Here is a 23,516-nt window from a genome sequence, read left to right on the forward strand (position 1 = left end):
GACCGTTCGTATCGAGCGAAGTCGAGACACCGCGCACAAGTGTCTCGACTTCGCTCGACACGAACGGATGCGGGGCGATATGGCGGTTAGACCGCTTCCCCTGCCGCTTTGCCGCTGGCCCAGGCCCACTGGAAGTTATAGCCACCCAGCCAGCCGGTCACGTCCACCGCTTCGCCAATCGCGAACAGCCCCGGCACTTTGCCCGCTTCCATCGTCTTTTGCGAAAGCGCGCGGGTGGATATGCCGCCCGCCATCACTTCGGCCTTGGCGTAACCCTCGGTTCCGTTCGGCTCAAATGCCCAGCGGGCCAGCCGCTCTTGCGCAGACTTTAGTCCTGCATCGCGGCAATTGCCCAATTCACCTTCCACCGCCAACCGTTCAGCCAATGTCTCGGCCAAGCGTTCCGGCAAGCGCCGCGCCAGCGTGGATCGTAGCGTCGCCTTGGGCCGCGCGCGCTTTTCCTCCAGCAACCAGTCGCCCGCGCTATCCGGTAGAAAATCGACATGGATCGCAGTGCGGTGCTCCCAATAGGATGACACTTGCAGCATCGCAGGCCCAGAAAGTCCGCGATGCGTGAACAATGCTGCCTCGCGAAAAGCGGCTTTGCCCGCCCGCGCTATGACCTCGGCCGAAACGCCCGAGAGCGAGCGGAATAGTGCTTCATCCTCACCCAGCGTAAACGGCACCAGCGCCGGACGGGTCTGCACCACCGGCAGCCCGAATTTGCGCGCCAGTTCCAGCGAAAATCCCGTCGCCCCCATCTTCGGGATCGAAAGCCCGCCCGTCGCCAGCACCAGCGAAGGCGTCAGATGCTCCACCCCGTCCAGTGTCACGCGGTAAACCCCGTCGGTCAGGTCCACCGCCGAAACCGGTTTGCCAAATGCAAATGTCACGCCGCCCTCGCGGCACTCGAACATCAGCATGTCGACAATCGCGCGGGCCGAACCATCGCAGAACAATTGCCCCAGCGTCTTTTCGTGCCAGGCAATGCCGTGATTGCCCACCAGCGCGATAAACTCCGCAGGCGTATACCGCGCCAAAGCTGACCGCGCAAAGTGTGCGTTCTCCGAGATATAGCGATCCGCCACCGTATGGAGGTTGGTGAAATTGCAGCGCCCGCCACCCGAAATCAGGATCTTCTTGCCCGGCTCGTCGGCGTGGTCAATCAGCAGCACGCGTAATCCGCGCTGCCCCGCCGTCAGCGCCGCCATCAATCCCGCCGCGCCAGCACCCAGAATGATGGCGTCGAATATGGAACCGCTCATGCCAACATCTTCAAAGCCAGCGCCTCGGCCACTTTGATCCCGTCAACCGCCGCCGAAAGGATGCCGCCCGCATAGCCAGCCCCTTCGCCCGCAGGATAAAGCCCCTGCGTGTTGAGGCTCTGGCAATCGGCACCGCGCGTGATCTTAACCGGCGATGATGTGCGCGTTTCCACGCCCGTCATCACCACATCGGGATGGTCATATCCCGGCACCATCCGCCCGAACACCGGCAGCGCCTCGCGGATCGATTCAATCACATAATCGGGCAGGCACTTGTTCAATTCGGTCAGGTGCACGCCCGGTTGATAGCTCGGGATCACTGCGCCAAATTCGGTGGAGGGCCGGTCAGCAAGAAAATCCCCCAGCTTTTGTCCGGGAGCCATGTAATTGCTTCCGCCCGCAGTAAACGCCAGGCTTTCCCAGTGCCGCTGGAAAGCCATGCCCGCCATCGGGCCGCCGGGATAATCGCGATTGGGATCGATATCCACCACCAGCCCGGAATTGGCGTTGAATTCTGCGCGCGAATACTGGCTCATGCCATTGGTCACAACGCGGCCTTCCTCGCTGGTTGCCGCCACCACGCGCCCGCCCGGGCACATGCAGAACGAATAGACCGTGCGCCCGTTCTTGCACTTGTGCGAAACCGAATAGGCCGCTGGTCCCAAAATCTTGTTGCCCGCGCTCGGCCCGTATCGCGCGGTATCGATCCACCCTTGCGGATGTTCGATACGCACACCGATGGCAAAGGGCTTGGCCTCAATATGCACGCCGCGGTCAAACAGAACCTGAAATGTATCGCGCGCCGAATGGCCCACCGCCATGATCACATGGCGCGCAGGCAGGAATGATCCGTCCGACAAGTGCAGACCCGCCATCCGCCGCGATCCGTCAGCCGCCGTTTCGATCTCGAAATCTTCCACCCGCGTGCCAAAGCGGTATTCGCCGCCCAGCGCTTCGATCGTCTCGCGCATGGAAATCACCATCGTGACGAGACGAAACGTGCCGATATGCGGGTGCGCTTCGGTCAGGATGTCGTCCGGCGCACCCGCCTTGACGAATTCCACCAGCACCTTGCGGCCCAGATGGCGCGGGTCCTTGATCCGGCTATAGAGCTTGCCGTCAGAAAACGTGCCAGCCCCGCCTTCGCCGAATTGCACGTTGGATTCAGGCTGCAACACCGATTTGCGCCACAAGGCCCACGTGTCCTTGGTCCGCTCACGCACAGCTTTGCCGCGCTCGATAATGATCGGCTTGAGGCCCATCTGCGCCAGAATCAGCGCCGCCAACAGCCCGCAAGGACCCGCGCCAATCACGACAGGACGCTCACCGTCATAGCCTTCGGGTGCCATCACGGGGAATTTGTACGACAAATCAGGCGTCGCCCGCACGTTCTGGTCATCGGCAAAGCGGGCCAGCACGGCGGCTTCATCTGCCACCACGCAATCGACCACATAAGTCAGCAGGATCGCGTGCTTTTTGCGCGCATCATTGCCGCGCCGGAAAATCTGGAAACGTTGCAGGGCAGGGGGCTCAATCCCCAGTCGCGCGCAAATCGCCTCCGAAAGCTCTTCAGGGGCGTGATTCAGCGGCAGTTTCAGTTCATTGATGCGAAGCATGGCGCCGCCCTAGCGAAAACGCATGGGCAGCGCCACTTGCACGTTAAGCCAAAGTTCTATTGAGCGAACGGCCCGGCAAAGGCAATTTCGCTCACCGGCTTGCGCGAACTGATAACTTCGCGCTCCTGAAGCATCTCGGGCAATTGTTTTATATCGCCCATCTTGCCGATCACAAACGCCATTTCCACGCGGTAACCCTCTGGCAAGCCGAGCACTTCGCCCGCTTTAACAAAGTCCACCCCGGTCATGCCATGCGTGTGATAGCCCATCGCCGTGGCCTGCAATGCGGCATAGGCCCATGCGGCGCCCGCATCAAAGCTGTGGCTATGGTTGGGATTGTTGCCCTTGTCAGAGCGCATGAACTCGTCCGACACGGCATAGACGATCACACCCGCTTCCTTGGCCCATGTCTGGTTGAATGGCACCAGCGCGCCGATAAACGCATCAAAGTTGGCATCGCCTTTGTGCGCATAGCGGAACTGCCACGGCTGGTAGTTATAAGCGCTGGCAGCAAGGCCCCCCGCTTCAAAGATCACATCAAGGTCGGCTTGCGGCACGGCCGATCCGTCAAAGGCGCGGGGGCTCCAGCGTTCAACGATCAGCGGGACGATATTGGGGGATGCAGTACGTGTCATGGAATCATCCTTAGGTTTAGAATCAAACAGTTTCAGGCAGCGTCCACCAGCACCAGTTCGGCATCGTCCAGTGCGGTCACAACGATTTCGGTCACGCCGGTAATGGCCACGCCATCGCGGGCATTGGCTTCTACATCGCCAATCCGCACGCGGCCCTTGGCCGGTACCAGATAGGCGTGACGCTCTTCGGTCAGGGCATAGCGCACGGTTTCGCCAGCCTTCACCGTCGCCCCCAAAACGCGGGCGTTGGCGTTGATCGTCAGCACGTCGTCGTCGCCAGCAATTCCCGAAGCCAGTGGCACAAATTGGCCTTCACGGCTGTCCTTGGGGAAGGGGCGGGCACCCCAGCTTGGCGCATGGCCACGGCGATCAGGGATGATCCAGATCTGGAACAGGCGCGTCTCTTCCGATTCAAGATTGAATTCCGAATGCTGGATACCGGTGCCCGCTGACATGACCTGAACATCGCCTGCTTCCGTGCGGCCCGCATTCCCAAGGCTGTCCTTGTGGCTGATCGCGCCCTTGGTCACATAAGTCACGATTTCCATATCGCGGTGGCCGTGTGGCGGGAAACCGGTGTTGGCGGCGATCACATCATCATTCCACACGCGCAGCGCGCCCCAGCTATCACGCGCCGGATCGCGGTATTCCGAAAACGAAAAATGATGATGGGCATCAAGCCAGCCGTGGTTGGCCGCGCCCAGCGAGGCAAAGGGGCGCAATTCGATGTGGGCCTTGGTTGCAAGCGTCTGCGTCATGATGATTTCTCCAAGCCAGACAGTTTTGCTGTCCTGTTAAACCCCGCATAGGCCTTGTAATCCAATCTAAATATCCCGATAAAATGCAATAGAATGTTCGTAATTATTGAAAGGTATGCGCTATGAACATCGGCCATCCAACTCTCGATCAGTTGCGTTTGTTCCTCGCCGTCGTTGATGAAGGCAGCTTCAACGGTGCCGCACGCAAGCTTGGCCGCGCCATCTCGGTAATCAGTTACGGCGTGACCACGCTCGAAGCGCAACTCGGCGTCAGTTTATTTGATCGCGAAGGCTCGCGCAAACCGGTCCTCACCGCAGCGGGCAAGGCCATGCTCGCGCAGGCACGCGCCGTGGCCGATCAGGTCGATGCGCTGATGGCAGGCGTGCTCAGCTTCAATCAGGGCCTCGAAGCCGAACTTGGCCTTGCAGTCGATGTGATGTTCCCCACGCATCTGATGGCCGAAGTGCTGCGCGAATTTCAGCACGAATTCCCCACCGTTCGCCTGCGCCTTCACGTCGAAGCCTTGGGAGCCATCGCTGCGCTGGTTATGGATCGCGCTGCCGATCTTGGCATTGGCGGTCCTGAACTTGTGCCGCTGTCAGAACTTGAACGTATCGCGATTGGCGCAGTGGACATGATCCCCGTCGCCGCGCCTGCCTACCCGCTCGCCCGGATGGACCCCGTCCCGCCCGGCGAAGTGCGCAAACACCGTCAATTGGTGTTGACTGACCGTTCCCGCCTGACCGAAGGCAAGGACTTCTCTGTATTCTCGGCCAACACTTGGCGCTTGGGCGATCTTGGTGCGCGTCATGCGCTGCTGCGCGAAGGCATCGGTTGGGGCAGCATGCCGGCACATGCGGTTGCGGCAGACTTGGCCGAAGGACGCCTTGTGCGTCTTGCCGTGCCCGAAGCGCCCGGTATGGCTTACACCTTTCACGCACTCTGGCGGCGCGATTGTCCCACCGGACCTGCCCGCGCATGGCTGCTCGATGCGTTCAAGGCCCGACTGGCACAGTGTCCGTCTTAAGCGGGGTTTTCATCAGCATCGCCGAACGCAAGCAGCGGCAAACCACCTCGTCGCGCTGGTTGATCAATTCATGGCGGAACGTCACGACCCCGGCGTTGGGCCGTGAATTGGACGCACGCAGTTCCACCACCTCGCTTGTGGCGCGCATCGTATCGCCGATAAACACCGGCGCTGGCATCACCAGCTTGTCATAGCCAAGGTTCGCCACCAGTGTGCCCAGCGTCGTTTCGCCCACCGAAAGCCCGATCATCAGGGCGAAAGTGAAAGTTCCGTTCACAAGTATCTGCCCGAATTCGCTGGCCTTGGCGGCCTCGGCATCGATGTGCAGCGGCTGCGGGTTGTGCGTCATCACCGTGAACAAAAGATTGTCGGTCTCGGTCACCGTGCGGCGTATTTCATGGGCGATCCGGTCACCCACTTGCCACTGATCGAAGTATTTGCCTGCCATGTTAACTTCCTACCGCGTACTGCTCAATTCCGGCCGATCAGTTCCCGGCCGATCAACATCCGGCGGATTTCATTCGTTCCCGCGCCAATGTCGAGCAACTTGGAATCCCGCAGATAACGCTCTACTGGCCAGTCCTTGGTATAGCCTGCACCGCCCAGCGCCTGCACGGATTCTCCGGAAACCCGGAACGCATTCTCGCTCGCCAACAGGATTGCACCAGCGGCATCAAACCGCGTCGTCTGCCCCGCATCACAGGCCTTGGCCACGGCATAGACATAGGCCCGCGCCGATTGGATCGCCACATACATGTCTGCCACTTTGGCCTGCATCAACTGGAAAGAACCTATCGGCTGGCCAAACTGCTTGCGTTCGCGCACATAGGGGATGACCGTGTCAAGGCACGCCTGCATGATCCCGATCTGCATGCCCGCCAGCACCACACGCTCATAATCCAGCCCGCTCATCAGCACGCCAACGCCGCCGTTCAGCGGCCCCATCACCTGCTCTTCTGTCACAAAGCAATCGTCGAACACCAGTTCGCACGTCGGGCTTCCGCGCAGACCCATCTTGTCGATCTTCTGGCCGATCGAGAAACCCTCCATCCCCTTTTCGATCAAAAACGCGGTGATCCCCCGGCTGCCTTCGGGCGAGGTGCGGGCATAGACCACCAGTGTATCGGCATAAGTGCCATTGGTGATCCAGAATTTCGTGCCGTTCAGCCGGAACCCGCCGGGCACCGGCTCGGCGCGCAGCTTCATCGAAACCACGTCCGATCCCGCCCCCACTTCTGACATCGCAAGGCTGCCCAGATGCTCGCCCGAAATCAGCTTGGGCAAATACTTTGCCTTCTGCTCGTCATTGCCCCAACGCCGGATCTGGTTGACGCAAAGGTTCGAATGCGCGCCGTAAGACAGGCCAACAGAACCTGATGCGCGCGACACTTCCTCCACCGCGATTACATGATCAAGATAGCCAAGGCCCAAGCCGCCCCACTCTTCCTCAACCGTGATGCCGTGCAGCCCAAGCGCCCCCATTGGCTCCCACAATTCACGCGGGAACCGGTCATTGCGGTCAATCTCGGCGGACAGTGGCGCGATCTGCTCATCCGCAAAGCGGCCCGCAGCCTCGCGTATCATCAGGGCGCTTTCGGTCAGGCCGAAGTCGAAGTCGGGCGTAGAGCGCATCGGTGCATCCTCAACATGTTTGTTGGCATGCAGTCTATCATCACGAATTCTGTGTTCAAAATTGATTTGAACCGCAATGAGCCATAGGATTTTTCTATAGTTTCGTGCTGTTTGTTATCAAGCCGGGTTTACTTGGTTGCAAACAGCAGGCGACCTTCGCCCAACCTCTGCATGACGCCACTGATATCCTTGTTCGAAAACGCAAAACAGCCTTGGCTGCGGCCAACGCGGCCATAATCGCGCGCCATTTCGGCACTCACGTAATTGGCGGCGTGAATAACGATCCCGCGCTCCATCGCTGCGCTGTTGGCGTCTTCAAGCCCGATCAACCGCTGCGAACGGCCATGCTTGCCATAATAGGTCACGCCCGTCAGGAAAGCACCAGGGCTCGAAGCGTTCGATCCCAACTGGTTGGAAAAGCGTTGCACCCACCCGCTGTTGGCCGGATCGGACCCAAGCCCGTGCGATACAAGGTGCGATGACAGCACTTTGCCGCCCTCGATATCGATCAGATGGAACCGCGCCTCACGCGAAGCTTGCGAAAAATCGACAAATCCCACCAGATCGCGATGGCGAACATGCTTACCTTGCGCATCCAGTGCGGCCACCGCGCGTTGCACCATCAAGGGCAAGGCCGGTTTTGCAAAGGGCGATACTGGCACCTCACGCGGGCGCGTGACGGCAAGCGCAGGTTGGCCCGAAACCGCCAAGCTACCGACAGTGGCTGCCATGGCACCTATAAGCCGGCGCCGCTCAAACAACATTATGCGAAATCCCGAAGTATTTTCATTGTTAACAATTTGTAGACCAAGGTTCCTATGTGCAAGCCTCCTTGTCAACCCTTGCGATGAATCGTGCATGGCCTGCTGTCTGATGTGCAAATTCGCCAAGGCGGTCGATGTTGCGCGTCCCGCCGTGGACGAGGCCGGTTTTGCGCGTTAGGTGGCCAATATGACGTCCGCTACTCCTCCCAAGCGTAAGATCGATAGCGAGCGCCGTGCTGAAATCGGGCGCGAACGCAAGGCCCGCACCCGCGCGCGTATTCTGGCTGTCACCTTCGATATCTTCGGCCGCGAGAACGGCCTTTACGCCCGGGTTGAGGAAGTCTGCGAAGCCGCCGGGATCACCCGCCAAACCTTCTACAACCACTTCAGCGGCATGGATGATCTGCGTGAGGCCCTTACATGGGAGGTCAGCCACGATTTCCTTGTGCGGGTTACGGCCGTGCTAGAAACAATGCCCGACGCAGCGCAGCGCACAGCTTGTGCCATTCGTTATTATCTTGAACGGGGCAGGCTCGACTGTCGTTGGGCGTGGTCCATCGTGAACCTTTCGGCCAACGGTGTGGTGTTTGGTTCGGAAACCTTTGCCCAGGCGCGTTCAACCGTGGCCGACGGTATCGCAACTGGCGTATTCACCGTTGCTGACGAACAGATCGGGCGCGATCTGGTCATGGGGGCGACATTATCGGCATTGTTCACGCAGTTGCGCGATGATTGTGGTACCGACTATTCCAGCCACGTCGCGCGGGCAGTTCTGATCGGCCTTGGCTGCAAACCGGCGGCAGCCTTTAAATTCTCCACAGACCCGCTGCCGCCACTCTCCTAGAAAATCCGTCATAAATGCGGCTCTGCAAGCCTGTTGACTCCGCACGTCCATCTGATTTTATCAAATTTGACAATAAGTAAGATTTGGTAATCCAAGGTTGAACCAACAATCGGGAGAGAGATGATGCACATCGCCAAAATGGCCATGTTCACCGCAGGAATCATCACCGCCACCAGCGCCGCACTCGCCGCCGGACAAACAAAACCGGCGTATCAAGGCCGAACCCCGCAAGACGTCTATCGCGTCACTTGCGGCTACTGCCATGGTCACAACGTCGGTCCGCTGATCCTCGGTCGCAAGCTGCCTGCCGCCACCATCCAGACGATGGTCCGCGCCGGACGCGGTGCCATGCCCGCCTTTCGCCCCACCGAAATCACAAATGCGGAACTAGCCGCGCTCGGCCTCTGGATTGAAAAGTCGAAAGCCAACGCAAAGGAGCACGGCCAATGAGCGCCCCTACCGGAACCGGCGTATCGCGCCGCGATGTCATCCGCGCCGGTGCCGCTGGCGCTGCGTTCCTGTCCACCGCTGCCATCGCCAGCCCGCTGGACGGCGCGCGCATGATGCCGCCCGGCGTCGATAGCGATCGTTTTGCCGCTGCGGTCAAGGAACTGCGCGCGGTCGTTGGCGCGGACTGGGTCTTCGCCAATGCGGAAAGCACGCTACCTTATCTCAGTACCTTCACACCCGATCCCGATGGCAAGCATTTGCCATCAGGCGCCGTCGCCCCGGCCTCGGTCGAAGAAGTGCAGGCGGTGCTCAAGGTCGCCAACACATACGGCCTGCCGCTCTGGCCCGTCTCCACCGGCAAGAACATGGGCTATGGCAACGCAACGCCTGCCACCTCGGGCCAGATGGTGCTCGATCTCAAACGCATGAACAAGATCATCGAGGTCGATGCCGAACTTGGCACCGCGTTGGTAGAACCCGGCGTAACCTATCAGGATCTTCACGATTATCTTCAAGCCAACAATCTGCCCTACTGGGTCGATGTGCCCACCGTCGGCCCTATCGTCTCGCCGCTCGGCAACACGCTCGAACGTGGGGTAGGCTACACGCCCTATGGCGATCACTTCTTCATGCAATGCGGCATGGAGGTCGTTCTGGCCGATGGCACCGTCGTGCGCACCGGCATGGGCTCGGTCAAGAATTCCACCACATGGCAGGCCTTCAAGTGGGGTTACGGACCTTATATCGACGGCCTGTTCACCCAATCGAACTTCGGCGTCGTCACCAAGCTCGGCATGTGGCTGATGCCCGCGCCGCCGGTCTACAAGCCGTTCATGGTCCGCCACATGGAAATGGCCGACGTCTCGAAGATCGTCGACGCCATCCGCCCGTTCCGCATGAACAACCTCATCCCCAACTGTGTGCTGATGATGGGCGCAGCCTACCAGCTCGCCATGTTCAAACGCCGCGCCGATATCTGGACCGAAACCCGCTCCGTCCCTGACGAGGCGATCAAGGCAGAGGCGGTGAAGAACGGCCTCGGCATGTGGAACACCTATTTCGCGCTCTATGGCACCGACGAGATCATCGCCGCCATCGAACCGATCATCCGTTCCGCCTTCGAGGCCACGGGCGGCGAAGTGCTCACCGAAAAGGAAATGGCCGGAAATCCGTGGTTTGAACACCACAAAACCCTGATGCGTGGTGGCATGTCCTTGGAAGAAGTCGGCATTGTGCGCTGGCGCGGTCCCGGCGGCGGCATGGTCTGCTTTGCCCCTGTCGCCCCCGCCAAAGGCGCGGAAACGGCGGAACAGACCAAACTCGCCAAGGAAATCCTCGGCAAATACAACTTCGATTATAACGCCGCCTTCGCCGTCGGCAGCCGCGAATTGCACCACCTCATTTTCCTGCTGTTCGACAAGGACGATGCCGCCGAAGAACGCAAGGCGCAGGCCTGCATGGAAGAAATGGTCCTGCGCTTCGGTGAAAAGGGCTGGGCGGCCTACCGCACCGGCGTCAGCACGATGGACCTCGTCGCCAACCAATATGGCGAGGCGAACCGCATGCTGAACAAGCGCCTCAAGGCCGCGCTCGATCCCAACGGCGTCATCGCGCCGGGCAAGTCGGGGATTACCCTGTGATGTCGGAGAAATCGTAAAACCATATCCGGCGCGTCCGGGCTACGTCGTCACCCTTGACGTCGTCATCCGCCCCCAACTTCGTCATCCTCCCCAACTTCGTCATCCCCGCGAAGGCGGGGATCCAGTCCCACGCTGCGGCTGGATTCCCGCCTACGCGGGAATGAAGAAGGCCGGGCTGATAACATCGACCGCGGGACCATCCCGGTCAACGCTAAAGCCATAATCCGGGCCAACCCATTGAAATCCTTGCGTCGCAGGGCTTTCCCAAGCCGCTGCGCTCATCTCCACCCCATCAAGACCCGCCCAGTTCCCATCTTCGGGAAACGCCGAGAAATGCGAGACTCTTGCAGCACGCCAAGCCGCTAACCCGAACGTATACTCCTCAAGCGCCAGATCGCGACCGGCCCAATCCACCCAAGTGATCGCATTGTCCTGCGCATAGGCGTTGTTGTTCCCGCGCTGGCTGCGTCCGAATTCATCGCCTGCCGTCAGCATGATCGTACCGGTCGAAGCAAACAGCGTGCCCAGCATCGCCCGGGCATAGGCAGCGCGCGCGGCAAGCACATCGGGGTTCTCCGTTTCGCCCTCTACCCCATTGTTCCAACTGAAGTTTTCGCCGTGACCATCGCGGCTCTCCTCGCCATTGGCCCAATTGTGGCGCTGCTCGAAGGCAAGCCCGTCGGCCAGCGTAAACCCGTCATGCGCGGCGAGGAAGTTGACCGAACGGCACTGCTTGCCAAACACGTCCGATGATCCGGCAATCCGCGTTGCCAGCACCCCTATGCCCGCCTCTCCCTTCCAGAAGCGCCGCACATCATCGCGGAACCTGTCGTTCCATTCGAGCCAACCCGCCGGAAAATTGCCAAGCTGGTAGCCGCCCGGGCCGATGTCCCAAGGCTCTGCAATCAGCACCCGGTCCGCCAGCCAAGGGTCTGCCGCAATCGCGGCAAAGATCGGTGCATCGGCGGCAAAGCCCGGATTGCGCGCCAAGATCGGGGCCAGATCAAACCGGAATCCGTCAATCCCGCAATGCTTTATGAAGTGGCGCAGTGTGGTCAACGCCAGTTCGCGCACCGCCGGATTGCCGAAATCCAGGGTATTGCCGCAACCGGTATCGTTGATAAGGCTGCCATCCGGCGCGCGGGCATAAGCCGCATCATCCATCCCGCGCAGGCACAGCACAGGGCCAAGCACATCGGATTCCCCTGTGTGATTCAACACCACATCAAGGATCACGCCAATCCCCTCGGCATGGAGCGCGGCCACGGTATCGCGCAGTTCCGCCACTCCGCCGGGGCACAGGCGCGGATCCAATGCCATCGGCGCAACCGGATTATACCCCCAGGCATTGGTCAGGCCCAATGGGGGTAAGTGCCGCTCGTCAATCCAGGCCACGATGGGCATCAGTTCGATGGCCGAAACGTGCAGGCTTTTCAGATGCTTGATGATCACCGGATGGGCCAGCGCCGCCACTGTGCCGCGCAAGGATTCCGGCACTTGCGGATGCAGCATCGTAAAGCCGCGCACATTGGCTTCGTAAATCAATCCGCCGTGTTGGAACTTTGGCGGTCCAAGCGCGATGGCCACTGGATTGATGACAACGCCTTTGGGTACAATCGGCGCAGTATCAACACCATAGGCGGACAAGCTGATATCATATCTGAAGGGCTGGTCCAGTTCCGCGACATAAGGATCAACCAGCAACTTGGCCGGATCAAACCACAGCCCTCGCGCCGGATTCCATTCCCCCGAAGCGCGATAGCCATAGCGTTCGCCCGACAAGTCGCCAGCAAGTTCAATCGTCCAGTTATCGCCGGAACGAACCATGCCAAGGCGCTGTTCGGCATCGCCATCGAACAGGCACAGTGCAACCGCATCAGCGCGCGGGGCGCGAACGGTGAAGCGTGTCTTCCCGTCCGCAACCGCAACGCCCAAGGTCATGTCACAACATCGGGCGCAGTGCGGCCGGTGTGGCGCGTAATTCCGGCAATCGCATCGGCAGCGCTGATCAAATCGGCCAGCATATCGGGCGTTTCCCGATCAAGATCGCCGCCCACCGGCTCATAGCGTTCCAGATAGACGCGCAAGGTCGCCCCTTCGGTGCCGGTGCCGGAAAGGCGGAACACCACGCGCGATCCGCCCTCGAACAACACGCGCACGCCCTGATTTTTGCTGGTCGAACCGTCCACCGGATCAAGGTAGGAGAAATTGTCGGCAGTCGAAACAGTCAACGATCCGAAAGCCTTGCCCGGCAATCCGGTAAGGCTGCCGTTCAGTTCGGCCATCAAGGCATCGGCATGCTCGGTGGGTAGCCCCTCATAATCATGGCGGGCATAGTAATTGCGCCCGAACCTGGCCCAATGCTCGCGCGCCAGTTGATCCACGCTGATCTTGCGCACCGCCAGAATGTTGAGCCACAGCAGCACGGCCCACAGCCCATCCTTCTCGCGCACGTGGTCGCTGCCGGTGCCTGCGCTTTCCTCGCCGCAGATCGTCGCCATGCCCGCGTCGAGCAGGTTTCCGAAGAATTTCCAACCCGTAGGCGTTTCAAAGCTGGGAAGCCCGAGCGCCGCAGCCACACGATCCGCCGCCGCGCTGGTCGGCATCGAACGCGCAATACCTTTCAGCCCGCCCGCATAGCCCGGCGCAAGGTGCGCATTGGCGGCCAGCATCGCAAGGCTATCGGAGGGGGTCACAAAGCGGTGCCTGCCCACGATCAGGTTGCGGTCACCATCGCCGTCAGACGCCGCGCCAAAATCTGGAGCGTCTGGCCCGAACATCGTTTCGAACAGTTCATGCGCGTGGACCATGTTGGGATCGGGATGGTGCCCGCCAAAGTCCTCCAGCGGCACACCGTTGCGCACGGTCCCCTTGGCAAAACCCAAACGGCCTTCGAGAATATCGGTGGCATAAGGGCCAGTCACCGCGCTCATCGCATCAAATGCCATGGTGAGGCCAGTCTGAACATTGGCGCGGATCGCGTTGAAATCAAACAGGCTTTCCATCAGTTCGGCATAATCGGCGACAGAATCGATCACCTGAACCGTCATGCCGCCCACCGTGCTGGAACCGATGGTGTCCAGATCAACGTCAGGCGCGTCCACCGTCAGCCAGCGGTCAATCGTCTGCGTGCGTGCATAGATCGCATCGGTCACGCCTTCGGGGGCGGGGCCGCCATTGGCGATGTTGTATTTGATCCCGAAGTCCTCGTCAGGCCCGGCGGGGTTGTGGCTGGCGGAAAGGATCAAACCGCCTGATGCACCATACTTGCGGATCACGTGGCTGGCGGCGGGCGTGGAAAGAATGCCGCCTTGGCCCACGATCACGCTGCCATAACCATTGGCGGCGGCAATGCGGATGGTCTGTTGGATTACTTCGCGGTTGTGGTACCGCCCGTCACCGCCCAGCACGAGGATCGATCCCGCTGCGCGTTCGACCACGTCAAACACCGATTGGACAAAGTTTTCGGCGTATCCGGCTTGCTGAAAGACTTTGACCTTTTTGCGCAATCCCGAAGTGCCGGGTTTCTGGCCAGAGTAGGGCGTCGTCTCAACAGTCCGGATCATCATGCCTCCGCAATGAGTTTGGCGTAGAGGTCCGCATAGGCTTTGCCCGAACGGCTCCACGAGAAATCGGTTTTCATCCCGGCGCGCTGGATACCGCGCCAGACATCCTGCTGCCAGAAGAGTGTTACGGCACGGCTAACGGCGTCGGCCAAACTGGCATAATTGACCCCGTTGAACTGCACGCCGGTGGCAACGCCGCCCATCACGGCGGCCAGATTGGCATCGATCACCGTATCGGCCAGCCCGCCTGTGCGCGCCACAACCGGCACACAACCATAAGCCAGCCCGTAAAGCTGGGTCAGGCCGCAAGGCTCGAACCGGCTCGGCACAAGGATCGCATCACCGCCGCCCTGCATCCGGTGCGAAAGCGCCTCGTCATAGCCGATGCGCACGCCCACTTTGCCCGGATGGCGCATGGCGGCGGCATGGAAGGCATTCTCCATCGCCTTGTCACCCGATCCCAGCAGCGCCAACCGTCCGCCAATCCCCACAAGGTGATCGATCACCTCCAGCAGCACATCCATGCCCTTTTGCCAGGTCAGGCGCGTAACCACCACAAACAGCGGCCCGTCCCCGGCTTCAAGCCCGAACTCGGCCTCCAGCGCCCGCTTGTTGGCCGCGCGTTTGCCAATCGTCTTGACGTTGAACGGCGATGGCAAGGCCGGATCGACTTGCGGGTTCCACTGCGCCGGATCTATGCCGTTGACGATGCCCGATACTTTGTCGCCCCGGCTCAGGATCAACCCCTCAAGGCCCATCCCGAATTCCGCAGTCCTGATCTCGCGCGCATATGTCGGGCTGACGGTGGTAATCGCGCTGGCCGCTTCAAGGCCCGCTTTCAGGAAACCGACCCCGCCATGATACTCCACCCCATCCATTGACCAGGCCTGAGACGGCAAGCCGAGCGCTGGAAATTTGTCGGCGCTATAAAAGCCCTGAAACGCCATGTTGTGAATGGTCATGACCGAGGGCAGGGGCGTCGCTCCCTCGGGCGGGGCAAAGCGCATATAGGCAAGCGCCATTGCCGCCTGCCAATCGTGCGCGTGGACCACATCAAAGCGCCGCGCCTTTACCAATCCGCCCGCAATATCCGCCGCTGCGCGTCCAAACGCCGCAAAACGCCGCCAATTGTCCACCCAATCGCGCCCTTCTGCATCACTATAAGGGCCGCCTTCGCGCTGAAAGTATGCAGGCGCATCCAGCACGAGCAGGGGATAGCCATCCATCTTGCCCCCCAAAAGACGCGCCTTTTCGCCCAGCAGCGAATCCCACGTATGCACAGCGCGGGCGCGGCCGAGCGCCTTCATCACCGCCGGATAGCCAGGCAAAAGTGTCGTCATTTCAACGCCATGCGGCGCAACCGCAGAGGGCAGCGCGCCTGCCACATCCGCCAAACCGCCGGTCTTGACTAGCGGAACGGCCTCCGAAGCGACGGACAGAACCCTGATTGTCATGCGAGCTGTTCGATCATCCGCTTGGTAATCAGGCACACCCCGCTTTCGGTGCGCTGAAACCGCTTGGCGTCAAGGATCGGATCTTCGCCAACCACCAGTCCTTCAGGGATGCGCACGCCGGAATCGAGGATCACGCGGTTAAGCCGCGCGCCGCGTCCGATGTTGCAATAAGGCAGGATCACCGCCTCTTCGCACGATGAGAATGAGCCCATTTTTACGCCTGTAAACAACAAGCTACGTTTGGCTATTGCCCCCGAGACAATGCAGTCCTGGCTGATCAGCGACGAGATCGCCATACCGCGCCGTCCATCCTGATCGTGTACAAATTTGGCTGGCGCGGCGATGATCTGGTCGGTCCAGATCGGCCAGTCGCGGTCATACATATTCAGCTTGGGCACAACATCGGTGAGGTCGAGGTTGGCATCAAAATAGGCATCCAATGTGCCCACATCACGCCAGTATTCTTCTATTTCCTCAGCCGCGCGAATGCAGCTTGCGGTGAAGCGATGGGCGACGGCCTTGCCGTTTTTGACAATATAGGGGATGATATCATTGCCGAAATCGCGGCTCGAATTGGGATCGGCCGCATCCTTGCGCAGAATGTCGAACAGGAATTTCGTCTCGAATACATAAATGCCCATCGAGGCCAGCGCCATGCCTTCGTTGCCCGGAATTCCGGGCGGATTGGCGGGCTTTTCGACGAATTCGGTGATTGTGTCAGCCGTGTCCACCGCCATCACGCCAAAGCCCGATGCCTCGGCGCGCGGCACGACCAGACAACCGATCGTCACATCAGCGCCGCTTTCCACGTGCTGGCGCAGCATCAGCTCGTAATCCATTTTGTAGATGTGATCGCCTGCGAGTATGACCATATACTTGGGGTCATTGGCCGCGATGATATCGATGTTCTGATAGACCGCGTCGGCGGTGCCTTCGTACCATTGGTGTTCGGATACGCGCTGCGAAGCGGGCAAGATGTCGAAGCTTTCGTTGCGTTCAGGGCGCATGAAGTTCCATGCGCGCTGCATATGGCGGATCAGCGAGTGCGCTTTGTACTGCGTGGCAACGCCGATGCGGCGGATGCCCGAATTGATCGCGTTCGACAGCGCGAAATCGATGATCCGCGATTTCCCACCAAAGTAAACCGCTGGTTTTGCACGGTTATCGGTCAATTCTTTCAACCGGCTGCCTCGTCCGCCTGCAAGCACATAGGCCATCGCATCACGGGCGAGCGGTTGTGAGTAAGTTTCGCGCATCCCCAATTCTCCCGTCTTTTATTCTGCAAACTCGAACATCAGTGTCGACAATGGCGGCAAGACGACAAAGGCGGCACCATCGCGCGCTATCACTTCGCCAAGATTGCCAATCCCGCTGCCGCCGTAATCCTGCGCATCGCTGTTCAACACTTCGCGCCATGCACCGGCATGGGGAAGTGGCAGTCGATAGTGATCGTGGACCTGCGGGGTCATATTGCAGACCACTGCCACCGGCTTTGCCCCCGGAGCTTTGCGGACCCAAGCAAAAACAGAGGCTTGCGCATCATCAACCACCAGCCACTCGAAACCTTCCGGCTCACAATCACGGGCATGAAGTGCAGGGCGGTTGGTATAGATCCGGTTCAGGTCACGCACCCAGCGCCGTACCCCTTCGTGCGCGGGGGCTGAAAGCAAGTCCCAGTCAAGCGAACGCGCTTCGCTCCATTCGCGGCGTTGTGCAAATTCCTGGCCCATGAACAGCAGTTTCTTGCCGGGATAGCCCCACATCAACCCGTAATAAGCGCGCAGATTGGCAAACTTCTGCCAATCATCGCCGCTCATTTTCGTCAGCAAACTGCCCTTGCCGTGGACCACTTCATCGTGGCTGATCGGAAGAACGAAATTTTCGGAAAAGGCGTAAGTCAGGCCGAACGTGATTTCGTTGTGGTGATAACTGCGGTGCACGGCGTCGCGCGCCATATATTGCAGCGTATCGTGCATGAAACCCATGTTCCACTTGAAGCCAAAGCCCAAATGCTCGCGCGGGGCCTCATCGAATGCGGGCTTGCTAACGCCCGGCCACGAGGTCGATTCCTCGGCAATCGTCAGGAAGCCGGGATGGCTGGCATAGACCGCGCGGTTCATCTTTTGCAGGAAAGCAACCGCCTCCCAATTCTCGCGTCCGCCCTCGTCGTTGGCGATCCATTCGCCCGCTTTGCGCGAATAATCGCGGTAAAGCATTGAGGCCACGGCATCGACGCGCAGGCCATCGACATGATAACGCTCGGCCCAGAACAGCGCGTTGTTGACCAGAAAACTGACGACTTCGTTGCGCCCGAAGTTGTAAATCAGCGTGTTCCAATCGGGGTGAAAGCCAAGCCGAGGGTCTTCGTGTTCATAAAGCGCGGTCCCATCGAATTTGACAAGGCCGTGCTCATCGGTGGGGAAATGCGCGGGCACCCAATCGATCAGGACAGAAACGCCCGCACGGTGCGCGCCGTCAACGAACCGGGCAAAGCCCTCGGGCGGGCCGAAGCGGGCGGACGGGGCGTAGAGGCCCGTTGTCTGATAGCCCCAGCTTGGATCATAGGGATGCTCTGAAACCGGCAGAAATTCGATGTGGGTAAAGCCCATCTCGGTCACATAAGGGATCAGGCGCTCTGCCAGTTCGTCCCAAGTGTAGAAGCCCTCGTCATGCGGTTTCTGCCATGAACCGGGATGGACTTCGTAAATTGCCATCGGCTGGCGGCGCGCATCGACGCTCGCCCAATGCGCGCGGTGGCCTTCATCACCCCAATCGAGTTTAACCGGATGCGCGGTGATCGAAGCTGTGCTGGGGCGGAATTCCGATGCAAATGCAAAGGGATCAGCCTTCAGCGGCATCACCGTGCTATCTGCTGCAACCACATGATACTTGTATGTCCGGTGCTCGCCAATGTCGGGCACAAACACTTCCCATACGCCAATATCGGCGCGGCGGCGCATCGGGTGGCGGCGGTGATCCCAATCATTGAAATCACCCACAACACTAACAAGGCTCGCATTGGGCGCCCACACCGCAAAGTGGACGCCGTTTGTGCCTTCATGCTCGATCAAGTGCGCGCCCATCTTGTCGAACAAGCGCAGATGCGTGCCCTCGGCGATCAGGAAATCATCCATCGGCCCCAGCACCGGACCGAAGGTGTAAGGATCCGTCACCAACCATTCGTGATCGCCCGCCTTGCAAGCATACCGCACCGGTTGGCGATGTCCGCTGACTTTGCCCTCAAACAAACCGCGCCCGTCGACGCGGGCCAGTTCGCCCAGTCTTTCACCCGCCAGCGACCACGCAACCGCCGTTGCCGCTCCGGGTAACACCGCCCGCGCAAACGCACCTTCGGGTCCTTCATGAATACCAAGCAATGAGAAAGGATCGGCGTGCGTCCCGTCCAATAGAGCTTCGATGGCGCTCGCCGATGGTTTCATTCCGGCTTTCAGACCCCCCAGATATCGCGGGCATATTCGCTGATCGTGCGATCAGACGAAAACCAGCCTACATTGGCAATGTTGCGGATTGCAGAAGCGCGCCAGCCCGCTTGATTTTCCCAGCGCTTATCGATGTTGCGCTGTGCGGTGTGATAGCTGTCAAAATCGGCGGCGACCATGAACCAGTCGTGGTCATAAATCCCGCCCATCAGGCCCTTGTAGCGATCAGGATCATCGGGCGAGAACACGCCGGTAGCAATGGCTGCCAGCGCCTGCTGCAACTCGCGCGATTTCTCGATCACATCGCGCGGCTTGTAGCCACCAGCGCGCTGCTCTTCGACCTCATCGGCGGTGAGGCCGAATATCTCGATATGCTCGTCGCCGACATGATCCTTGATCTCGATATTCGCACCATCAAGCGTGCCGATGGTCAGCGCGCCGTTAAGCGCAAACTTCATGTTGCCGGTGCCCGAAGCTTCCATGCCGGCGGTTGAAATCTGCTCGGACAGATCGGCTGCCGGGATGATCCGTTCGGCCAGGCTGACGTTGTAGTTTGGCACGAACACAACCTTGAGCAACCCGCCAACCGATGGATCGGCGTTAACTCTGCGGGCAATATCGTTCGACAGTTTGATGATCAGCTTGGCGTTGTGATAGCTCGACGCGGCTTTGCCGCCGAAGATCTTGACGCGCGGCACCCAGTCGCGTTCGGGATGGCTGCGAATTTGATCGTAGAGCGCCACCGTCTCGATCAGGTTGAGCAACTGGCGCTTGTATTCATGGATGCGCTTGATCTGAACATCGAACAGCGCATCAGGATCAAGGCGGATGCCGGTCAGGTCCTTGAGGTGCTTGGCCAGCGCAACTTTGTTGGATCGTTTGACCTCGGCAATACGCTCACCCAGCGCCGCATCATTCGCCAGCGCATTAAGGTCTGCCAGCTTCGCGGTGTCATCAAGGAAGCCATCGCCAATTGCGTCTTTAAGGACGGACGTCAGGCCCGGATTGCACTGTTGCAGCCAGCGGCGGGGGGTGACGCCGTTTGTCTTGTTGTTGATCCGGTTGGGGTAAAGCTTGTGCAGATCGGAAAAGACAGTGGTCTTCATCAGATCGGTGTGAAGCGCGGCCACGCCGTTGATGCTGTGCGCGCCAGTGAAGGCAAGATTGGCCATGCGCACGCGGCGCTCGCCACCTTCGTCGATCAGGCTGATCGCCGCGATGGCGCGATCATCCATCCCTGCCTTGCGCGCTTCGCGCAGGACGCGGCTGTTGATTGCGTAAACGATCTGCATATGGCGCGGCAGCAGGCGTTCAAACAACGGCAGTGGCCATGATTCCAGCGCTTCGGGCAGCAACGTGTGGTTGGTGTATCCGACCGTTGCCTTGGTCACTTCCCACGCTTCGCTGAATTCAAGGCCGTGAACGTCGACCATGATGCGCATCAGTTCGGCAACCGCAACCGCAGGGTGCGTATCGTTCAACTGGATCGCCGCTTTATCCGGCAGGGTGCGGATATCGCCATGCAGTTGCATATGGCGGCGGATGATGTCCTGGATTGAGGCCGAGGTGAAGAAATACTCCTGACGCAACCGCAACTCCTGGCCAGCAGGGGTGGAGTCTGCCGGGTAAAGCACGCGCACCAGGCTGTCCGCGCGCATTTGATCGGTGAGCGCGCCCATGTGATCGCCCGCATTGAATGCGTCGAGTTTCAGCGGATCAAAAGAATGCGCCGTCCACAAGCGCAGCGTGTTCACGCGCTTTCCACGCCAGCCGACAACCGGGGTATCAACGGCGCTGGCCTCAACCTTTTCCAAAGGGCGCCATTCCACGCCATCGCCATTGTCGACCACTTCGCCGCCAAAGCCGATGATGTAGGCGCTCTCGCGGCGGTCAAATTCCCACGGGTTGCCATGGCTCAGCCACGTTTCGGGCAGTTCTACCTGCCAGCCATCGTCAATCCGCTGGCGGAACATGCCGTTCACATAGCGGATCCCATAGCCATAAGCGGGGATATCAAGGCTGGCGAGGCTTTCCATGAAGCAGGCGGCCAGACGGCCAAGGCCGCCGTTACCGAGCGCTGCATCAGGCTCAAGATCCTCAAGCGCTGCCAGATCAAAACCGTGTTCGCGCAAGGCCTTTTCCATGTCGCGCGTCAGGCCCATGTTGGAAAGGGCATCGCGCAGCAAGCGGCCGATCAGGAATTCAAGGCTGAGGTAATAGACCCGCTTGGCGCCCTCGGCATAAGTCTTGCGCGTCGATTCCATCCATCTGTCGATGATGGCGTCGCGCAATGTCAGCACGGTGGCCGTGTACCAGTCATGCGGCTTGGCCGCGCGTTCATCCTTGCCCACGCGATGGCGCAGCACATCAAGAATTTGCGCGTCGATCTGCGCCGCTTTGGAATTGATGTCGAGGCTCATGGCACACGTCCCACTTTAGTTGCTCCCGGTGCGAGGGCGAGCCATGCCGCCTGCGAACCGGAACCTTTTGCACCGGCCTTTCATAACCGCCTGCTCGCACTTATGTGGAAATGGCCAATGGCCGTTCCTTGCGATGCCAGGTAGCCCTTCATCGAACCCCCAAAGCCGTTTGGTATGACACTGCTTGCCCCAACGGCAAGCGGTGAATTAAGCGCGCCGCATAATTCCGGATTTTGTGCAGCGAAAAGCAGGCGGCGCAATCAACGGCACCGCTCCATTCAATCACTTGTTAGATAACAAATTCTGTTGCGCTGACCACGCCATTGCCGTTAGCCGCAGCTGTTGCAAAAGTCGGCGCGAATACGTCTGCGTATTACCACATCCGGCGCAAGATGCTGTCTTTGATGATGAAATGGTGATGCAGCGCGGCTGCCACATGCAGCAAAACAAGGCCAGCCATCAAAAAGCCGAGAATTTCATGTCCTTCATGGGCAATCCCGGCAAGTGCGGAATCTTTGGCCACCGCAAGCTTGGGCCAATCAAACATGCCATAAATTGAAATAGGATATTTGCTGGCCGATGACATGATCCATCCCGTCACCGGCACGATCAGCATCAGGGCATAAAACGCGAGATGCGTGATTTTTGCGATCAGGCGTTGAACCGTGCCCATTGTTGCGGGCCATGCCGGGGCCGTCCATGTAAAGCGCCAAGCGATGCGTCCCACCGACAGGAGCAGGATCAAAATCCCGGTAGCTTTGTGGGCCGGATAAGGCACCCAGACCTTTTCCATTGATTCGCCGCCAATGCCGGTGATCAGGTTGAAGACGACCATCAGTGCGATTACGGCATGAAAAGCACGCGCTACACCATTGTAACGCATCGATTTTGCATTTGCGGCCGGGATCGCCATATCAACGGATCTCCACACGAATGCCGGCCCAAAACGTGCGCGGCGTGCCAATATCCATAGAACCGTCCTGCAACCGCGTCACTATTGTCTCGCCGCCCAAATTCTCGCCGCGCAGAACAAGGCTCACCGGCCCGTACAGCGGCAATTGTGCAAAGGCGTCGATAGTTGTCGCGGGGGGTAGCAAATCGGTTTCAAGATCGTCTTCGAACTGGCTACCGATATGGCGCAAGGTCAGGCCGAGCGACGTGCGCTGTGCCGGCCGATAGGACAAAGTAGCTGTTCCGGCCCAGCGGGGCGTCTGCGCCGGACGCTTGCCGTTCAGCGATGCCGATGCACCGCTCGCGTTCAGTTGCGCATCGGTATAGGCCAGCGAACCATCGAACGACACTTTACCCAGGCGAACCTTGGTGCCCAATTCGATCCCGCGCGCTTGGACCGCATCCACATTCTGCCGCTGTCGCGTAACGGTATTGCCGCTGACCCCCAAAGTGACATTGGCAATCGCGTTTTTGATGCGGTTGTCGAATGCGGTCGCGCTGAACGAAAGGCCGGGCAGGGGGGTAAAGTCGAAGCCTGCTTCAAACCCTTCCAGTTCTTCGATCCGTAAGGCGTCATTGCGCTGGGTAGTCGTGATCGTAACGCCCCCGCCACTGCGCGGCGCAACCACGTTGAAAGACCGGTACAGTTCATTGAGCGTCGGCAGCCGCAGCCCCGTATAGGCCGCCGCGCGCAGCGAAAGCGTGCTGCTTGCCGTCACAACGGCACCGCCGCGAAAACTGCTCTGCCAACCATCTCGGCGGGCAAAGGCAAGGTCGGTTGTCGGCGTTCCTGCGGCGGTTGTCTCAACGAAGTACCCTTCGCTGATCGACCAGCGATCCGCGCGCGCTCCGGCGGTCAGCACGACTGGCCCCAGCGTCCAGTCATCTTCGAGGAAAAGCCCCAGATCACCCGTTTTGCCGCCAGCCCGGCGGCGCGCAGTAACAAGGCCGGTCACCGCAGAATAGGCGTCTTCGGCCATATCGCCATCACTCAGGCGATAATCGGCACCAAGGCGCAGGACATGATTTCCACCTACCGGCGGGCGCAGTTCT

At 59.9% G+C, this 23,516-nt stretch carries 19 protein-coding genes; 4 read left to right on the forward strand and 15 right to left on the reverse strand.

The window, feature by feature from the left end; translation table 11 throughout:
* Positions 1 to 86 precede the first annotated feature (86 nt).
* Genes IP81_RS04395 through IP81_RS04410 form a run of 4 tightly spaced genes read right to left on the reverse strand, consistent with a single transcriptional unit; the run spans position 87 to position 4,274 of the window.
* Complete coding sequence (locus IP81_RS04395) at positions 87 to 1,265, reverse strand: NAD(P)/FAD-dependent oxidoreductase (protein WP_054106775.1); 1,179 nt, start codon at positions 1,263 to 1,265, stop codon at positions 87 to 89.
* Positions 1,262 to 2,881, reverse strand: a complete 1,620-nt coding sequence (locus IP81_RS04400) for an NAD(P)/FAD-dependent oxidoreductase (protein WP_054106776.1) — start codon at positions 2,879 to 2,881, stop codon at positions 1,262 to 1,264. Before IP81_RS04400 ends, IP81_RS04395 begins: the two co-directional genes overlap by 4 nt.
* 56 nt (positions 2,882 to 2,937) lie before the next feature.
* The gene (locus IP81_RS04405) at positions 2,938 to 3,516 is read right to left on the reverse strand and encodes a nitroreductase family protein (RefSeq protein WP_054106777.1); all 579 of its coding nucleotides are present in this window, start codon (positions 3,514 to 3,516) and stop codon (positions 2,938 to 2,940) included.
* Between the two features lie 32 nt (positions 3,517 to 3,548).
* Complete coding sequence (locus IP81_RS04410; protein ID WP_054106778.1) at positions 3,549 to 4,274, reverse strand: pirin family protein; 726 nt, start codon at positions 4,272 to 4,274, stop codon at positions 3,549 to 3,551.
* A gap of 122 nt (positions 4,275 to 4,396) precedes the next feature.
* On the opposite strand from IP81_RS04410, the gene IP81_RS04415 reads away from it, so the two are divergent.
* Positions 4,397 to 5,302: a LysR family transcriptional regulator gene (locus tag IP81_RS04415; protein ID WP_054106779.1), complete on the forward strand. Its 906-nt coding sequence runs from the start codon at positions 4,397 to 4,399 to the stop codon at positions 5,300 to 5,302.
* On the opposite strand, the gene IP81_RS04420 is transcribed toward IP81_RS04415, so the two are convergent.
* The 3 genes from IP81_RS04420 to IP81_RS04430 form a co-directional block, all read right to left on the reverse strand.
* Positions 5,271 to 5,750, reverse strand: coding sequence for a MaoC family dehydratase (locus tag IP81_RS04420; protein ID WP_054106780.1), 480 nt, complete (start codon positions 5,748 to 5,750; stop codon positions 5,271 to 5,273). The two genes, IP81_RS04415 and IP81_RS04420, sit on opposite strands and share 32 nt — an antisense overlap.
* Positions 5,751 to 5,773: 23 nt before the next feature.
* Complete coding sequence (locus IP81_RS04425) at positions 5,774 to 6,934, reverse strand: isovaleryl-CoA dehydrogenase (protein ID WP_054106781.1); 1,161 nt, start codon at positions 6,932 to 6,934, stop codon at positions 5,774 to 5,776.
* Between the two features lie 128 nt (positions 6,935 to 7,062).
* On the reverse strand, positions 7,063 to 7,665 hold the full coding sequence (locus IP81_RS04430) for a murein L,D-transpeptidase catalytic domain family protein (RefSeq protein WP_231626230.1): 603 nt from the start codon (positions 7,663 to 7,665) through the stop codon (positions 7,063 to 7,065).
* Between the two features lie 220 nt (positions 7,666 to 7,885).
* Between IP81_RS04430 and IP81_RS04435 the strand changes: the two genes are divergently transcribed.
* The 3 genes from IP81_RS04435 (at position 7,886) to IP81_RS04445 (ending at position 10,632) form a co-directional block, all read left to right on the forward strand.
* Positions 7,886 to 8,542 (forward strand): TetR/AcrR family transcriptional regulator, encoded by a 657-nt coding sequence (locus tag IP81_RS04435; RefSeq protein WP_157573078.1) that lies wholly within the window; start codon positions 7,886 to 7,888, stop codon positions 8,540 to 8,542.
* A gap of 123 nt (positions 8,543 to 8,665) precedes the next feature.
* Positions 8,666 to 8,992 (forward strand): cytochrome c, encoded by a 327-nt coding sequence (locus IP81_RS04440; RefSeq protein ID WP_082355969.1) that lies wholly within the window; start codon positions 8,666 to 8,668, stop codon positions 8,990 to 8,992.
* Positions 8,989 to 10,632, forward strand: a complete 1,644-nt coding sequence (locus IP81_RS04445) for an FAD-binding oxidoreductase (RefSeq protein WP_082355964.1) — start codon at positions 8,989 to 8,991, stop codon at positions 10,630 to 10,632. Before IP81_RS04440 ends, IP81_RS04445 begins: the two co-directional genes overlap by 4 nt.
* A gap of 150 nt (positions 10,633 to 10,782) precedes the next feature.
* Here the strand turns inward: IP81_RS04445 and glgX are convergent, their stop codons facing one another.
* From glgX to IP81_RS04485, 8 genes are all read right to left on the reverse strand, one after another.
* Entirely contained in the window at positions 10,783 to 12,573 is a 1,791-nt protein-coding gene (gene glgX / locus IP81_RS04450) for a glycogen debranching protein GlgX (RefSeq protein WP_054106784.1), read from the reverse strand.
* The gene (locus IP81_RS04455) at positions 12,570 to 14,198 is read right to left on the reverse strand and encodes an alpha-D-glucose phosphate-specific phosphoglucomutase (protein WP_054106790.1); all 1,629 of its coding nucleotides are present in this window, start codon (positions 14,196 to 14,198) and stop codon (positions 12,570 to 12,572) included. The genes glgX and IP81_RS04455 overlap by 4 nt, the downstream gene beginning before the upstream one ends.
* Complete coding sequence (gene glgA, locus IP81_RS04460; protein ID WP_054106785.1) at positions 14,198 to 15,652, reverse strand: glycogen synthase GlgA; 1,455 nt, start codon at positions 15,650 to 15,652, stop codon at positions 14,198 to 14,200. The genes IP81_RS04455 and glgA overlap by 1 nt, the downstream gene beginning before the upstream one ends.
* Positions 15,649 to 16,908, reverse strand: a complete 1,260-nt coding sequence (glgC, locus tag IP81_RS04465) for a glucose-1-phosphate adenylyltransferase (RefSeq protein ID WP_082355966.1) — start codon at positions 16,906 to 16,908, stop codon at positions 15,649 to 15,651. The genes glgA and glgC overlap by 4 nt, the downstream gene beginning before the upstream one ends.
* Positions 16,909 to 16,926: 18 nt before the next feature.
* Positions 16,927 to 19,092, reverse strand: coding sequence for a 1,4-alpha-glucan branching protein GlgB (gene glgB / locus IP81_RS04470; RefSeq protein ID WP_054106786.1), 2,166 nt, complete (start codon positions 19,090 to 19,092; stop codon positions 16,927 to 16,929).
* 8 nt (positions 19,093 to 19,100) lie between these two features.
* On the reverse strand, positions 19,101 to 21,512 hold the full coding sequence (locus tag IP81_RS04475) for a glycogen/starch/alpha-glucan phosphorylase (RefSeq protein WP_054106787.1): 2,412 nt from the start codon (positions 21,510 to 21,512) through the stop codon (positions 19,101 to 19,103).
* Between the two features lie 373 nt (positions 21,513 to 21,885).
* Positions 21,886 to 22,425: a cytochrome b gene (locus IP81_RS04480; RefSeq protein WP_082355967.1), complete on the reverse strand. Its 540-nt coding sequence runs from the start codon at positions 22,423 to 22,425 to the stop codon at positions 21,886 to 21,888.
* Between the two features lies 1 nt (position 22,426).
* Positions 22,427 to 23,516: TonB-dependent receptor (locus IP81_RS04485; protein WP_157573079.1), on the reverse strand; the 1,090-nt coding region annotated here is incomplete at its 5' end.

The organism is Novosphingobium sp. AAP83, from assembly GCF_001295795.1.
In the GTDB taxonomy this organism is placed as follows: domain Bacteria; phylum Pseudomonadota; class Alphaproteobacteria; order Sphingomonadales; family Sphingomonadaceae; genus Novosphingobium.